The organism is Vibrio sp. 811 (assembly GCF_033339195.1).
In genome coordinates, this window is sequence record NZ_JAWOUB010000003.1 from 314,000 (window position 1) to 329,418 (window position 15,419).

Sequence of the window (15,419 nt, forward strand, 5' to 3'; positions counted from 1 at the left end):
GGCCGGCACTCCGGAGTGCGTGCAGGCAACAACGCTATCAGCTTCAAGTATGACGAGAATTTTAGCCGAGGCGTTTCACCGTCATCACATCCTTAATCTGCTCAACACGCTTCGAAACACGAGAAAGCACCTCAATATTGGTGACTTCTAGGTCAAAGTCCATGATGGCAAGTTGACGTCTGTAATCGACTCGGTTCTTCATACTGGTCACTTTGATCTTTTCGTTGGCGAACAGTGTCGTAATGTCTTTGAGTAGACCACCTCGCTCCATCGCTTCAACACGGACGGTGAGGATGTATGACCCGACGAAGCCGCTGCCCCAGACAGTATCAATGATACGCTCTGGCGCATGATGGCGCAGTTCTTCTAACTGTTCACAGTCACTACGGTGTACTGAAATGCCGCGACCTTGCGTGATGTAACCACAGATATCATCACCTGGAATCGGCTGACAGCAACGCGCTAGGTGCGTCATTAGATTATCGACACCTTCTACAACGACGGCGTCTTTTTTCGGTCGGCTTTGCGCTGGTGATTTGTGCTCTGCTTCTTGCAGTTTTTCCAGTGCTTGCTGGTCTTCTTCCTCTGCCGTTGGCTTGTTAACTAACGCGTTGATATGGTTAATGATTTGGTTGATGCGCAAATCACCGCTACCTACCCCAACATACAATTCATCTGGTGTTTTGACGTTAAACCGCTTGAGGGCGTAATGCTCTGCATCTTTTAACGTTGCGCCAATTTTGGCTAACTCATGCTCAAGAATTTCACGACCTGCTTCAAGGTTCTTCTCACGGCTTTGTTTTCGGAACCAGGCGTTAATTTTGGCACGCGCACGACCAGAATGAACGAAGCCTAATGATGGGTTTAACCAGTCACGTGATGGGTTAGGTTCTTTCTGAGTGATAATCTCGACTTGGTCACCCATATGTAATTTATGCGTGAACGGCACAATACGACCTCCGACTTTGGCACCGATACAACGGTGTCCCACTTCGGAGTGAATGTGATAGGCAAAATCTAGCGGCGTTGCCCCCATTGGCAAATCGACAACATCACCACGTGGTGTAAAGGCATAAACACGGTCATCAAAGACTTGGCTACGCAGCTCATCGAGCATTTCGCCAGAGTCAGACATTTCTTCTTGCCAATCCAGTAGCTTACGCAGCCACGTGATCTTCTCATCATAACCGCTTCGGCTGCTTGCCCCTTCTTTATATTTCCAGTGCGCTGCAACCCCCAGTTCCGACTCTTCATGCATTTGCTTGGTACGAATCTGGATCTCGATGGTTTTGCCTTCTGGCCCTAGAATTACTGTATGGATCGATTGATAACCGTTTGGTTTAGGGTTAGCAACGTAGTCATCAAACTCGCTCGGTAGGTGCTTGTATTTGGTGTGAACTACGCCTAAAGCCGCGTAACAATCTTGCAGTTTGTCTGCGATGATACGCACTGCTCGCACATCAAACAGTTCATCAAAGGCCAAACTCTTTTTCTGCATTTTTCGCCAAATGCTGTAGATGTGCTTAGGTCGACCACTCACTTCGGCATTAATGCCCGATACTTCCATTTCGTGCGTGAGGTCTTCAACAAAGTCTTTGATGTACTGTTCACGAACGATGCGTCGCTCAGAAAGCTGTTTGGCAATTTGTTTGTAAGTTTCCGGTTGTTGGTAGCGGAAAGCGTAATCTTCAATTTCCCATTTCAGCTGACCGATGCCTAATCGGTTTGCTAGCGGCGCATAGATGTTGGCACACTCTTTTGCCGCCGCACGTCGAACTTCATCTGGCGCTTTTTTAACTTCAATAAGGTTACAAATTCGTTCCGCGAGCTTGATAACTACGCAGCGGAAGTCATCCACCATGGCAAGCAGCATGCGGCGTACGTTATCTACCTGAGATGACGCTGCACTGCCTTCCATGTTGACGTTGAGTTGGCCAATAGCAGCCATTTCTTCAACGCCGTCGATTAATTTTATGATTTCTTTGCTGTATTTCTCTTCCAGAATTTCTCTGTTGAAAGCACCACTTGAAACCAAAGGAAACAGTTGAGCAGCCACTAAAGTGGCTTGATCCATAGACAAGGTGATCAAAATTTCGATCATTTCTCGTCCACGCCACAACAACAGTTCCGCTTGCTCGTTATCAGCTAATACTGTCTGGCAATCTCGATATACTTCGATTAAGCGTGAGGCTGTGTTTTTCTCTTGTCCTAGGCTAGCCACCCAGTTTTCGAGTTCAAACTGTTCATCTTGGTTTAAATGCGCGCTTCTTACCGCAACCATCTCATCATCCTAATTATTATATTCGTGTGGTTTGACTAACACCGTCCAGGTTAGTTCTTTTTACCGCGCGTACACGCTGGCTTTATGACCACCCACCACAAATAAGGGGTCAAAGTCCTAAAGTTAGGACTTTTCAAACAATGCCATCGATTCTAGATGACTGGTATGAGGGAACATATCCAGCATACCTAATTTCGTTAATTTATAGCCTTGCTCTATCAAGCTTTGACTATCCCTAGCAAGGGTAGCAGGATTACAAGAAACATAAACTACACGCTGTGCGCCAAGCTCAGAAACTTGATCGATGATCCCACTCGCTCCCGCGCGTGCCGGGTCTAATAATACTTTATCAAACCGCTCTGCGGCCCAGGCTTGGCCTTCAAAATCTTGCTCAAGGTTAGCGTGATAAAATTGCGCGTTATTGATTTGGTTCAAAGATGCATTGTTTGTGGCTTTTTCTACCATCTCTGCAACACCCTCTACTCCAACCACGTACTTAGCTAATTTCGCAACTGGTAAACTAAAGTTGCCTAAACCACAGAACAAATCTAACACTCGGTCACTCTTTTGTGGGTCTAACCACTCAACCGCTTGTTTGACCATTTGTTGGTTTACACCTTGGTTTACTTGAATAAAGTTATTTGGTGCAAAAGGGATTTTCACTCCAACTTCTTGATAAAAAGGCATATCGCCTTCGATAAGGTCTAATTGTTCTGTCGATGGCATTAAGTACAACGATGCGCCATGACGTTTTGCCAACTCCGTTAGAGGTTGAGTTTCACTCGTTGTCAGAGCGCTCAAGTGGCGCAGCGTAATACACGGCCCATTATCGCCAAGTACCAGCTCTACATGACCTAATTGTTCCGGCTTTTTGAACGCTTTTAGGGCTGAGTAAATCTCTGGCAGCAAAACATTCAGTTCCGGTGCCAGCACTGGGCAATCGGTCACTTGCGCAATTTGCTTACTCTGCTTTTTACGGAAACCAAAATGTAGCTGACGTGTTTTTTTATCAACAAACAAGCTCACTCTCGCACGGCGACGGTAGGCCTGCGAATCTCCCAATAACGGGGCATCTAGTTCAATGTCACTGCCTGAGAATTTTCGCATTAGCTGACGCAACGTTTGCTGTTTGTACGTCAATTGTTGGCCATAATCTAGATGCTGCAAATCACAGCCACCGCACTCATGATAATGTGGGCAAAATGGCTCCACACGAGCTTCACTCGGCTTAAGGATTTTAATCAACTTACCGCGAGCGTATTTGCTCTTTTCTTCCACCAATTGAGTGACCACCTCCTCACCCGGCAGTGCTCCATCAATAAACAATGGCTTCTTTTTGAGGTAAGCAATGCCTGCGCCGTGGTGATCTAAACGCTCTACTTGCACTGCTTGGTGCCGAGTATTGAGTTGGGTTTTCTTTTTCGGTTGAAAGATGCGTGCCATGCTCTATGCCTGATTTATATGTAATTGCTCTTCGGCTTCACTATTCTTGATTGCAGCCGTTGTGTGATTCGAGTGACTTGATTATGCTTACCGTTTATTCGGTGACGTCACTTCTTTGCTCAAGGCTTTATCGTGCGCTTGAGAAATAATGCGTTATTTTCCCATATCCAGACTCCGATGTAATTAGATAACATGACCAGATATGGCTTACGAGCACGTGTAATTACACTAACTCTCGCTCCCACTCTCATTATTGGTTTATTACTGAGCGGCTTTTTCTCATTTAACCGCTACCAAGACCTTGAGAAACAAGTTATCACCACTGGTAACAGCATTATTGAGCCGCTGGCGATTGCCAGTGAAACTCATCTACTATCAGAAAGCCGAGAGGCGGTACGTCGCTTGATAAGCTACGCGCACCGCAAAAACTCCAAACTGGTTCGTAGTATCGCGGTATTTGATGCACATCATGAGCTCTTTGTGACCTCTAACTTTCATCCTAATTTTGAAGCCTTGATGTTCCCCAAAGATAAACCGATCCCGCAACTGGGTAATTCGGAAATCTACGAAAACTCACTGATATTGCGTGTCCCCATTTTGTCAGAAGGTCACTACTTAGCGGAGTTGTCGAACGAAAGCCAAGGCACAAAAGCGATTGGTTACATCGCCGTCGAGTTAGATCTCTCCTCCTTGAGGCTGCAACAGTATCAAGAAGTCTTCTCTGCGTTTTTAGTTCTGGTTCTCGGTCTTGGCTTAGCAAGTGTGTTTGCTTCACGTCTAATGCACGATGTGACCCAACCTATCACCCACATGAAGAATGTCGTTGACCGCATTCGCCGCGGTCATCTGGATGTGCGTATCGAAGGCAAAATGCACGGTGAGTTAGACCAGCTAAAAAATGGCATCAACGCCATGGCGGTATCGTTATCAGAATATCACGTGGAGATGCAGCACAGTATAGACCAAGCCACGTCCGACTTACGTGAAACGCTTGAGCAGCTAGAAATTCAGAACGTTGAGCTGGATATCGCGAAGAAACGCGCGCAAGAAGCGGCCAGGGTTAAGTCAGAGTTCTTGGCGAACATGTCGCACGAGCTGCGTACTCCGCTCAATGGGGTGATTGGCTTTACTCGTCAAATGCTTAAAACGCAGCTTTCTAACAGCCAAACGGATTACCTACAGACGATTGAGAAATCGGCGAACAACCTGCTGAATATCATCAATGACATTCTCGACTTCTCGAAACTTGAAGCGGGTAAGCTGGCACTCGAAAACATTCCTTTTGATTTCCGAGAAAGTTTAGAAGAGGTAATTAACCTACAAGCCACAAGTGCACATGAGAAAGGGTTAGAAATCACCCTAAAAGTGGACCCTAAAATTCCACCAGGTTTAGTTGGGGATCCACTACGTATCCAGCAAATTTTGACGAACTTAGTCGGTAACTCAATCAAGTTTACCGAGCGAGGCAACATTGATGTTAGCGTAGAAATGCGCTCTCAATCAGGAGACTCCGTCGAACTGCAATTCATGGTGCGTGATACCGGTATTGGTATCTCTGAGCGTCAGCAAGCGCAGTTGTTCCAAGCCTTTAGCCAAGCAGATGCAAGTATTTCACGTCGTTACGGCGGTACTGGTCTTGGTCTGGTTATCACTCAGAAACTGGTGAGCCAGATGGGCGGCGAAATCAGTTTAACCAGCCGTCTACACCAAGGTTCAACCTTCTGGTTTACGGTACGCTTGCACTCAACCGAGATGCCAATGAGCGAACTGATTGAAGTGGAACTTCTGACTGGGAAGCAGTTACTGCTGATTGAACCAAACATGCAAGCCGCATCCGTAACCCAACAGATTCTAAGTCAGGAGGGTATTTTAGTAACCTACCGCTCTTCGCTACCAAACAACGAAGAACAATATGATTATGTATTGTTGAATTTAGCGGCCAACCAGACTCACGATGCGGAAGTTATTACACCTTGGATAGAACAAGCGAAACGTATGGCTCCGAGTGTTCTCCTAGGGACACCGAGTACCGAATTGGCGCTTGCGGACCAAATAATGACAGAGCATCACGTCCAGTGCCTGACGAAGCCATTGTCTCGCCGTAAGTTGCTACAAAGCCTGATTAGCGAACATGTAGAATCGCCACCGGTATTAAGCGCTCCAATTACACCAAGCGAAGGGGACCGTTTACCTCTGACTGTACTAGCAGTGGATGACAACCCTGCAAACTTGAAGCTGATCTCTGCACTGCTCCGCGAACGAGTAGAAACCGTCACCGCCTGTAGCAATGGCCAGCAAGCGGTGAACCTGGCGACAGAGAAAAAGTACGATTTAATCTTCATGGATATCCAAATGCCACAAATGGATGGGGTGACCGCTTGTAAGCACATTAAAGAGTTGGAGTTAAATAAAGACACGCCAGTGATTGCGGTAACGGCGCATGCCATGGCTGGGGAACGAGACCGCTTGCTCTCGGCAGGAATGGATGACTACTTGACCAAACCTATTGAAGAGCATGTGCTACAACAGGTTTTGGTTCACTGGAACCCCAATGCTTGTACAGAGAGCATTGGCAAAGTCGCCCCTTCATACGTTGATGAACCTGAAGGAAGCGCACCACAATCCGTTTCTTCACCTCAACAGGATGTGATTATTGATTGGCAAGCGGCCTTGAAACAGAGCGCGAATAAAGAGGATCTCGCCAAAGATATGCTGCGCATGTTGATTGAGTTCATCCCTGAAGTAGAAGCGGTTGTTGACCAAGCTCTAGAGCAAGAAGATATCTCTCGTGATGACCTAATTCATGTCATCCATAAGCTGCACGGCAGTAGTTCATATTGTGGCGTTCCAAGACTGAAGTCACTCTGTGCGACGCTTGAGCAAGCACTGCGCTCAGGGATCAGTCTTGAGGAGGTTGAGCCTGAAATGTTCGAGCTGCAAGATGAAATGATTAAAGTAACAACAACCGCAAAGTTATACCTTGAACAGTGATCTATTGAAGAGAAACAAAAGCCAGAGCAAATGCTCTGGCTTTTTAGTATTTTGTTTAAGACTTACAAGCTAGGATTCAAAAATGACCGTCGCCACAGCGTAATGACGCTCATCGGAAATGGACAGGTGAATGTGGTTAACACCCATCGCATCCGCTACTTGCTTTGCTGTGCCCGTCAATGCGAGCACTGGTTTTCCAAGCGCATCGTTCGAGATGGAAAAATCGTGAAACGTGACCCCTTTTGCTATCCCTGTTCCCAATGCTTTTGAGGCCGCTTCTTTGACTGCAAAGCGCTTAGCAAGATAACGACCTTGCAGCTTAAGCTGTGAGAATTTGGCCATTTCTTCTTCTGAAAGAATCCGCTGAGCAAAAGGTTCACCACTACGAGCTAACGCTTTTTCAATACGCTCAATTTCTGCAATGTCGGTCCCTAACCCTATAATCGCCATCTAGATAGCCCTATGACTGGCGAGCCTCAATCATCAGTGCTTTCATGTCAGCAACCGCTTTATTTAAACCATCAAATACTGCGCGACCAATGATTGAGTGACCAATGTTGAGTTCGTAAATTTCTGGTAATGCAGCAATTGGTGCGACATTGTGATAAGTCAGGCCATGCCCGGCATTAACAATAATACCTAGGTCATGTGCATAACTCGCACCAGCAGCAATCTTCTTCAGTTCAGCTTGCTGCTCGTCTTCTGTCGTCGCATCTGCATAGTGGCCAGTATGTAGCTCAATAAACGGAGCTCCACACTTTTTCGCAGCTTCAATCTGTTGACGGTCAGCATCAATAAAGAGCGAAACTTTAATGCCGGCATCTGTCAGCTTTTTCGTCGCAGCTTTAATTTTTTCAAGCTGTCCTACTACATCTAAACCACCTTCCGTCGTCAGTTCTTCACGCTTTTCAGGCACTAGACACACAAACTCTGGTTTAGTTTGCAGCGCAATCTCAACCATTTCGTCCGTCACTGCCATCTCTAGATTCATACGCGTTTGAATGGTTTCACGCAGAATACGTACATCACGATCCAAAATATGGCGACGGTCTTCACGTAAGTGGATAGTGATACCGTCCGCGCCTGCACGCTCTGCAATTTCAGCAGCGTGAACAGGATCCGGGTATTTTGTACCACGTGCATTACGTAGAGTGGCAATATGGTCGATATTGACGCCTAAATAAATTGAGCTCATTTTCCGTTACTCCGTGCTCTGGGGGTCTGAATGAAAAATTCACGACTTTTTAAAGGTTTGCCGCCAAGATACGGCTTTAAGGCTATACGTGTAAAGCGTTTTGCCGCTTTTAGCTGCTCTTTAGTGACGAACCGCCGCTCACTGATGGCAATCAGTTCATTCCCTAAAAACGTGAGGTTATCTCGCCTAACCGAAGCAATAAACCCTTTCTGTTCCCGGTAACGATAGGTCATTTCTGGATCGACGGGCTCGCCGGTACCTGCACAATGCAAAAAATCCACGCCATACCCCATCGCAGACAGCAAGGATAACTCAAAACGACGCAGTGCAGGCTCAGGGTTCTCGTTGTGCGCCAACTCGGTTAACGCATGCAAATAATCATGAAATAGTGCTGGCATCGGCACTTCAGCCATCAAAATACGGCCAATCAGTTCATTGACGTACATGGCTGAGTAGAGATTAATGCCCGTTAACGGCAAACCTAGACTTATCGGCTCGGCTTGACGCAAAGTTTTCATTGAGCCTTTCCCCGACCATTTAAGTAATAGCGGGGTAAAAGGTTGCAATGCGCCTTTTAAGTTCGAACGCTTACTGCGCGCGCCTTTGGCCATTAAAGTCATTCGGCCATATTCCTCACTAAATACATCAAGGATTAAGCTCGATTCACTGTAAGGGCGTCGGTGCAATACAAAACAGCGCTGTAAACCTTCGGAAGACAGATTACTCATCTAAGTCATTGTGCCTAAAAAGTGTGAAATAAAAAATAAGGAGCCGAGCGGCTCCTTATTTTAATCGATACTGATTTTTCATCGATGTTGGAGCGAAGCACCTTCGCAGCCAAGATTATAAATCGTCTATATAACCCAACGATCGCAACGCTCGTTCGTCGTCTGCCCAGCCAGATTTCACTTTTACCCAGGTTTCTAGGTAAACTTTACGACCGAACAATTCTTCCATATCCAAACGCGCTTCGCGACCAATGGTTTTAATCTTCTCGCCGCCTTTGCCAATCACCATTTTCTTCTGACCATTACGCTCAACAAGAATCAAGGCATTGATGTGGAAACCGTCGGTTTCGGGGTTGTAATCAAAACGTTCAATTTCAACCGTTACTGAGTATGGCAGCTCTTCACCAGTAAAGCGCATCAGCTTTTCACGCACAATCTCAGACGCCATAAAACGCTGAGAACGGTCAGTCACGTATTCTTCTGGGAAGTGATGCGTTGCTTTAGGTAAGTGATTACGCACGTGCTTACGCAGTACGTCAATGTTCTTACCTTGCTTGGCAGAGATTGGCACAACATCCACGAAGTCCATCTTCTTCGACATCTCCGCCATGTGTAGCATCACGTCGTTACGATCTTGTACATTGTCGACCTTGTTTACACAAAGCACAACTGGGAAGTTCGATTTTTGAAGTTTGGTCAGCACCATCTCATCGTCTTTAGTCCAATGCGTACCATCGACTAAGAAGAACACAAGGTTTACATCACTCAATGACGAGTTAGCTGCACGGTTCATCAAACGGTTGATCGCACGCTTTTCTTCAATGTGAAGTCCAGGCGTGTCGACGTAAATCGCTTGGTAATCGCCGTCCGTATCCACACCCATAATACGGTGGCGTGTCGTTTGCGGCTTACGAGAGGTGATCGAAATCTTCTGACCCAAAATCTTGTTCAAAAGTGTCGACTTACCTACGTTTGGACGACCAACAATAGCAATAAAGCCACAGTGTTGGTTTTCTGGCGAGCTTGGCTCACCTTGTGATGCGAAAAACGCATCGATATCGAATTCGTTATCAGCCATTTGTTAATTGCTCAAGTGCTGTTTCAGCAGCCGCTTGTTCTGCCTTGCGGCGGCTGGTGCCTTTACCGATTACAGGCTTATCCACACCTGCTACTTCGCACTCAACCGTGAACTCTTGGTTGTGCGCTTCACCTTTAATATTAGTCACTGTGTAGACAGGCAGCGGTTTTCTTCTGCCTTGTAGGAACTCTTGTAGGCGAGTTTTCGGATCTTTCTGTGAAACGCCTGGTTTGATGGCTTCAAGGCGTGACTGATACCAACTCAGTACAATGCCTCGCACAACTTCAAGATCACTGTCTAGGTAAATTGCGCCAATAATGGCTTCAACCGCATCGGCTAAAATAGAGTCTCGGCGAAAACCGCCACTCTTCAATTCACCTGGACCTAATTTTAAATAATCTCCTAGATCGAATTCACGACCCAGTTCCGCCAATGTATGTCCGCGAACCAAAGTAGCACGCATGCGGCTCATGTCACCTTCGTTCACTTTTGGGAAACGATGGTACAGATCATCAGCGATGACAAAACTTAAAATTGAATCGCCCAGAAACTCAAGACGTTCATTGTGCTTACTGTTGGCGCTGCGGTGCGTCAGCGCCAAATTGATAAGCCCGGCATCTTGAAACTGGTAGCCGAGCTTTCTCTCTAGTTTATCAATTGGAGAATTCATACTCTCTCGATATTTGAATGGTTAGTGAATGCCACCGATGCGGTTAAAACGCACACCAGTTGGAATCCATGAAGGTAGAACACTATCTGCGCCACGATCAAACTCGAAGCTGATCCAGATCGCGACAGCTTTACCGACTAAGTTTGCTTCTGGAACAAAGCCCCAGTAACGGCTGTCAGCACTGTTGTCACGGTTATCACCCATCACAAAATACTGACCTTGTGGTACAACCCACTCTGTCGTTCCGCTGCGTGGGAAATATTGCTCCACGCGGTTACGCACAAGAGGGTTAACCAAAATATTGTGCTCAACGCTACCCAATTTTTCATCCAGTTGGATCATTGGAATACCGTTCGAGCTAAACTGACTTTCTTCAACATTGCTCAGTTTAACTGGCTTACATGCCGATTCGCCTTGGCTTTGCACGCAAAGCTGCTTATCACTTGAATAACGCACGATATCACCAGGTAAACCAACTACACGCTTAATGTAGTCCACACTTGGTTGTGGTGGGTATTTGAAGACCACGATATCACCACGCTCAGGCTTACCAGTTTCCACTAGCTGAGTACGCCATACTGGGTCTTTTAGACCGTACGCGTACTTCTCAACTAAAATGAAATCGCCAACCAGCAAGGTAGGCATCATTGAGCCTGATGGGATTTGAAATGGTTCGTAGATAAAAGAACGTAATACTAAAACGAACGCGATCACAGGGAAAATAGAGACGCTATTTTCAACCCACCAAGGCTGACGCTCAACTTTTTGCAAGGTCACTGCATCCAAACCATTAGACGTCTGAGCTTGAATCTCAGCCAGTTTTTCCTGACGCTTTTTCGCGAAAACCAGCTTTTCCAATAGCCAAACCACGCCAGTTACCAAAGTCGCAATAACCAACATCAGTGAGAATGTATTAGCCATTAAATTCCCTTATCTAAAAATACGAAAGTGAAAGAGCCGAAACCCTTTCACTTATTTTAATATCTAACGTCTTAAGACCGACAAGTGTGAGACAAAGTTCAACTTTAGTCTTTACCTACGTGAAGGATGGCTAGGAACGCTTCTTGAGGCAGCTCAACGTTACCGATCTGCTTCATGCGTTTCTTACCTTCTTTCTGTTTCTTCAGAAGTTTCTTCTTACGACTTACGTCACCGCCGTAACATTTCGCAATAACGTTCTTACGCAACTGTTTTACCGTTGAACGAGCGATAATGTGGTTACCAATTGCCGCTTGGATTGCGATATCAAACATTTGGCGAGGGATGAATTCTTTCATCTTCTCTACCAACTGACGACCGCGAGTCTGAGACTGATCTTTGTGTGTGATCATCGCCAATGCATCAACAGTGTCACCGTTAAGAAGAACGTCTACACGTACCATGTTCGAAGCTTCAAAACGCTGGAAGTTGTAATCCAAAGATGCGTAACCGCGTGATGTTGATTTCAGACGATCGAAGAAATCCAGTACCACTTCAGCCATTGGAATATCGTAAGTCACAGCGACTTGGTTACCGTGGTAAACCATATCAACTTGACTGCCTCGCTTTTCAACACACAGGGTGATTACATTACCTAGGTACTCTGAAGGCACAAGGATATTACAACGCGCAATCGGTTCACGAATTTCTTCAATATCATTGATCGCTGGTAGTTTTGCTGGGCTATCAACATACAGCAGATCGCCATCCGTCTTCTCAACTTCGTAAACTACCGTTGGTGCTGTGGTAATAAGATCCAAGTCGTATTCACGCTCTAGACGCTCTTGGATGATTTCCATGTGCAACATGCCAAGGAAACCACAACGGAAACCAAAGCCAAGTGCCGCAGAGTTTTCTGGCTCGTAGAATAGCGATGCGTCGTTAAGGCTTAGTTTGCCTAGTGCGTCACGGAAGTTCTCGTAATCGTCAGAAGATACAGGGAACAGACCTGCGTAAACCTGAGGTTTAACTTTCTTAAAGCCAGGTAGCGGTTTATCACAACCATTCTTCGCTAGAGTCAGCGTATCACCAACAGGGGCGCCAAGAATGTCTTTGATACCACAAACAACCCAACCTACTTCACCAGTACGAAGGGTATCGGTATCTACTTGTTTTGGCGTAAAGATACCAAGGCGGTCTACACCCCAAACTTGACCTGTGCTCATTACTTTGATCTTGTCGTTCTTCTTCAGTTCGCCGTTTTTAATACGCACTAGAGAAACAACGCCAAGGTAGTTATCAAACCATGAGTCAATGATCAGCGCTTGTAGTGGCGCATCTGGATCACCTTCCGGTGCTGGAATCGCTGACACAATGTTCTCTAGAACGTCATCAACACCGATGCCTGTCTTCGCAGAACAGCGAGTTGCTTCCATTGCATCGATACCAACGATTTCTTCAATTTCTTCCGCTACACGCTCAGGATCAGCTGCAGGTAGGTCAATCTTGTTTAAAATTGGCACAACCTCTAGATCCATTTCGATCGCGGTGTAACAGTTAGCCAGTGTTTGAGCTTCAACACCTTGACCCGCATCCACAACCAATAGCGCACCTTCACAAGCCGCTAGAGAACGTGATACTTCATATGCAAAGTCAACGTGCCCCGGAGTATCGATGAAGTTCAGCTGATACGTCTCACCGTCTTTAGCGGTGTAGTTTAGCGTCACACTCTGAGATTTGATGGTGATGCCACGCTCACGTTCAAGATCCATAGAATCCAGAACCTGTGCGGCCATTTCACGATCGGTTAACCCGCCACAAACTTGGATTAGACGGTCTGATAGGGTCGACTTACCATGGTCGATGTGGGCGATAATCGAAAAGTTACGAATGTGCTTCATAGATTTAGGGTGACTAACTCTTTACAAATAGGGACAGTAAGAAACGCCATCTACTGACGGCATTTCAATCAAGTTGGCAGATTCTACCGAATTTCGTTAACGGGCGCACGTAATTTAAAGTACATACCCAAATAACCTTTAGTGGAGGGGGACAACACTTACTGGATTGGCTCTCCAAGTACCCTAACGAGGGTAACTTGGCGCTTAGATTCATCTTCTAACGGACGAGAAACACGTTTTGCGATCCACATTCCACCAGCGGCAAACAATACCGATGCCAATATGATGATGCCTTCCCCGCCGGCTGTCAGCGGCGCTAATAGGAAGTGACCAAACATCGCACCGATAATCAAACCAAACAATGGCAGTAAATAAACCGCCATTGCTGATTTTATTAGGCTCGACTCAGGAAAACCAATCTCGACGACTTGACCTATTTTCACCGATTTATCCGTGCGCAGGTGCCAAGATAAACTCTTGTTACCAATGGCTTTAGTAACAACGCCCGTTCCACAGCTTTTCTGTGAAGAGCAACTACTGCAACTGGTCTGCTGTTCGCAACTTAAATCAATTTCGAATTGCTTGCCGCGACGATGCACGTCTGTCACGGTAGCCAACGCGGTCATCATTGTTATTTACTCTTTGTTACATTAAATGTGACAGATTGGGCGATACGCTGTGCTGTGGTCGGTGGAATGTCTCCTACAACAGAGATTTCATGTTGACCGCTCACAAAACTGTGTAGCGTTCTTCTGCCTTGGCGAACCAACTGCCCTTTTAACGAATGCTCATCTTTGTTTGCTACGTAAACAGAGAAGCTAAACAGACCATCAGAATACAGCTGACTCTCCACCATTTGGTTAGTAACGGCCATTCGATAGCGGTTGAGCTCGTTCGGCTCGAAACCCTCAGGGATCCAACCAACCTGCCAATTACTGGTCCCAATATCGCCTTTTGGCATGGTGAGAACAGCAGGTAATTGAACATCTTGCAGGCCACTCATTAACTCTGCGATTTTTGGGTTTACCGTGTAAGAAATAGTGCGATATTGTTCAAGCATCTCACCATCGCGGTCCACAAGGTCGGCACGTAACGGCAATTTACTCTTCTCATCGATCCATAGTACGTATGAATAGCGCAGACCGTCTTTAGGAACAATACGCAGCACTTGTGTTGCCACACCAGCTTCACGAGCTCTACCCACTTTTACATAGTCGTAATACAAGTTTAGCTCATCGATATTGGTGTTGAGCATAGGCATAGTCGGAGCGACCATTTTACCTGACTCGATGGTGAACGGTTCTAAACCCGTTTCGATGTAACTTACTTCAGTTCCGCGACGAATCACTTCACGCACGGGGCCACTTAAGTAGACAAGATGAGCATATTGATCGTCACCATGCGTGGCATGACGATACAGCAACGGCTCAATGCTGTTCTTTTTGATAAGGATATAAGAGAGTTCGTAACTTAAATTCTTACTCGCCTCGCTCATTTGATGCAATAAAGCCTCCGCTGACTTATCACCAGCAAAGGCTTGAGAAGACATCATACTGAACAGAGCGCAAGCGCTGATCAGAAATTTTTTCATTCAATATCCGGATTCAGATTTGCATCTTGTTGAGATGCATCACTGTTAATTCGTAACTGCAATTCGTAGTCTCGCAGCATAGCATGAACACGCTTGCGCTGCTCTTGCATATTTGCCTCGCCTACAGAACGTTCTACAGACTCACGAGTCAAACTCACTGGTTCTGCGCTGCCAGCAAACGGAACCGTCTGCAATACAGGTAATTGATCTGTTTGCGGCGACATTGAATCGCTACCACCGTACTGCTGTACACCTAAAATAACAACAAGCGATACACATGCAGCAACAGCAACTTGACCAAACTGCGTCAACCAACCTGGCAACTGACGTTTTGCTTTTTGCGGTTCTGGTTGCGACTCTTTTGGCGTATCCGCAATTGAGATAACATTTGCACTGTGCGAATCAAACGCACGGTGTGCAGGTTCATCTTCTAACGCTAACGCCACGCTTTCAGCAATATTCCACTCAGGTTTTGCTGGCGCTTCGCCTCGCATCACATCACCAATCAGGTGATAGTTCTGCCAAGCATCACGGCTCTCTTGGTCTTGCTCTAACTCTTGAATTAAAGCCTTATCGACCAATTCTCCATCCATGAGAGCTGAAAGTTTTTCTTTGTCAGCCAT

13 protein-coding genes are annotated in these 15,419 nt (G+C 46.2%); 1 reads left to right on the plus strand and 12 read right to left on the minus strand.

Annotated features, from left to right (window positions below):
- Positions 1–61 precede the first annotated feature (61 nt).
- Together relA and rlmD are read right to left on the minus strand one after the other, a co-directional pair.
- Positions 62–2,281: a GTP diphosphokinase gene (gene relA, locus R7Q46_RS08260; protein WP_005393896.1), complete on the minus strand. Its 2,220-nt coding sequence runs from the start codon at positions 2,279–2,281 to the stop codon at positions 62–64.
- A 123-nt stretch (positions 2,282–2,404) separates the two neighbouring features.
- Positions 2,405–3,724, minus strand: coding sequence for a 23S rRNA (uracil(1939)-C(5))-methyltransferase RlmD (gene rlmD / locus R7Q46_RS08265; RefSeq protein WP_262647724.1), 1,320 nt, complete (start codon positions 3,722–3,724; stop codon positions 2,405–2,407).
- Between the two features lie 192 nt (positions 3,725–3,916).
- On the opposite strand from rlmD, the gene barA reads away from it, so the two are divergent.
- Positions 3,917–6,715 carry a two-component sensor histidine kinase BarA gene (barA, locus tag R7Q46_RS08270; RefSeq protein ID WP_262647723.1) on the plus strand — a complete coding sequence of 933 codons (2,799 nt, stop codon included), beginning with the start codon at positions 3,917–3,919 and terminating at the stop codon, positions 6,713–6,715.
- Positions 6,716–6,784: 69 nt separating this feature from the next.
- On the opposite strand, the gene acpS is transcribed toward barA, so the two are convergent.
- The 10 genes from acpS to R7Q46_RS08320 all read right to left on the minus strand — a co-directional run bounded on the left by acpS (position 6,785) and on the right by R7Q46_RS08320 (position 15,419).
- Positions 6,785–7,165 (minus strand): holo-ACP synthase, encoded by a 381-nt coding sequence (gene acpS / locus R7Q46_RS08275; RefSeq protein ID WP_213872057.1) that lies wholly within the window; start codon positions 7,163–7,165, stop codon positions 6,785–6,787.
- 10 nt (positions 7,166–7,175) lie between these two features.
- Positions 7,176–7,910 carry a pyridoxine 5'-phosphate synthase gene (gene pdxJ / locus R7Q46_RS08280; RefSeq protein ID WP_005384579.1) on the minus strand — a complete coding sequence of 245 codons (735 nt, stop codon included), beginning with the start codon at positions 7,908–7,910 and terminating at the stop codon, positions 7,176–7,178.
- Positions 7,907–8,638 (minus strand): DNA repair protein RecO, encoded by a 732-nt coding sequence (gene recO / locus R7Q46_RS08285; RefSeq protein ID WP_262647722.1) that lies wholly within the window; start codon positions 8,636–8,638, stop codon positions 7,907–7,909. Before recO ends, pdxJ begins: the two co-directional genes overlap by 4 nt.
- Before the next feature lie 115 nt (positions 8,639–8,753).
- A complete protein-coding gene (gene era / locus R7Q46_RS08290; protein ID WP_005380931.1) occupies positions 8,754–9,716 on the minus strand; it encodes a GTPase Era in 963 nt (320 codons plus the stop codon).
- Complete coding sequence (gene rnc, locus R7Q46_RS08295; RefSeq protein ID WP_005380932.1) at positions 9,709–10,386, minus strand: ribonuclease III; 678 nt, start codon at positions 10,384–10,386, stop codon at positions 9,709–9,711. The genes era and rnc overlap by 8 nt, the downstream gene beginning before the upstream one ends.
- A 21-nt stretch (positions 10,387–10,407) precedes the next feature.
- Positions 10,408–11,307, minus strand: coding sequence for a signal peptidase I (lepB, locus tag R7Q46_RS08300; RefSeq protein WP_262647721.1), 900 nt, complete (start codon positions 11,305–11,307; stop codon positions 10,408–10,410).
- Positions 11,308–11,411: 104 nt separating this feature from the next.
- Positions 11,412–13,205, minus strand: a complete 1,794-nt coding sequence (gene lepA / locus R7Q46_RS08305) for a translation elongation factor 4 (RefSeq protein WP_005380934.1) — start codon at positions 13,203–13,205, stop codon at positions 11,412–11,414.
- Positions 13,206–13,363: 158 nt separating this feature from the next.
- Positions 13,364–13,834: a SoxR reducing system RseC family protein gene (locus tag R7Q46_RS08310; RefSeq protein ID WP_005380936.1), complete on the minus strand. Its 471-nt coding sequence runs from the start codon at positions 13,832–13,834 to the stop codon at positions 13,364–13,366.
- A gap of 2 nt (positions 13,835–13,836) precedes the next feature.
- The gene (gene rseB, locus R7Q46_RS08315; protein WP_262647720.1) at positions 13,837–14,796 is read right to left on the minus strand and encodes a sigma-E factor regulatory protein RseB; all 960 of its coding nucleotides are present in this window, start codon (positions 14,794–14,796) and stop codon (positions 13,837–13,839) included.
- Positions 14,793–15,419 (minus strand): sigma-E factor negative regulatory protein, encoded by a 627-nt coding sequence (locus tag R7Q46_RS08320; protein ID WP_005380944.1) that lies wholly within the window; start codon positions 15,417–15,419, stop codon positions 14,793–14,795. Before R7Q46_RS08320 ends, rseB begins: the two co-directional genes overlap by 4 nt.

Coding starts and splice junctions, on each gene's coding strand:
- relA (WP_005393896.1), bottom strand. CDS start 2,281: ATGGTTGCGGTAAGAAGCGCGCATTTAAACCAAGATGAACAGTTTGAA.
- rseB (WP_262647720.1), bottom strand. CDS start 14,796: ATGAAAAAATTTCTGATCAGCGCTTGCGCTCTGTTCAGTATGATGTCT.
- lepA (WP_005380934.1), bottom strand. CDS start 13,205: ATGAAGCACATTCGTAACTTTTCGATTATCGCCCACATCGACCATGGT.
- R7Q46_RS08310 (WP_005380936.1), bottom strand. CDS start 13,834: ATGATGACCGCGTTGGCTACCGTGACAGACGTGCATCGTCGCGGCAAG.
- pdxJ (WP_005384579.1), bottom strand. CDS start 7,910: ATGAGCTCAATTTATTTAGGCGTCAATATCGACCATATTGCCACTCTA.
- lepB (WP_262647721.1), bottom strand. CDS start 11,307: ATGGCTAATACATTCTCACTGATGTTGGTTATTGCGACTTTGGTAACT.
- acpS (WP_213872057.1), bottom strand. CDS start 7,165: ATGGCGATTATAGGGTTAGGGACCGACATTGCAGAAATTGAGCGTATT.
- recO (WP_262647722.1), bottom strand. CDS start 8,638: ATGAGTAATCTGTCTTCCGAAGGTTTACAGCGCTGTTTTGTATTGCAC.
- rlmD (WP_262647724.1), bottom strand. CDS start 3,724: ATGGCACGCATCTTTCAACCGAAAAAGAAAACCCAACTCAATACTCGG.
- R7Q46_RS08320 (WP_005380944.1), bottom strand. CDS start 15,419: ATGGCTGACAAAGAAAAACTTTCAGCTCTCATGGATGGAGAATTGGTC.
- rnc (WP_005380932.1), bottom strand. CDS start 10,386: ATGAATTCTCCAATTGATAAACTAGAGAGAAAGCTCGGCTACCAGTTT.
- era (WP_005380931.1), bottom strand. CDS start 9,716: ATGGCTGATAACGAATTCGATATCGATGCGTTTTTCGCATCACAAGGT.
- barA (WP_262647723.1), top strand. CDS start 3,917: ATGACCAGATATGGCTTACGAGCACGTGTAATTACACTAACTCTCGCT.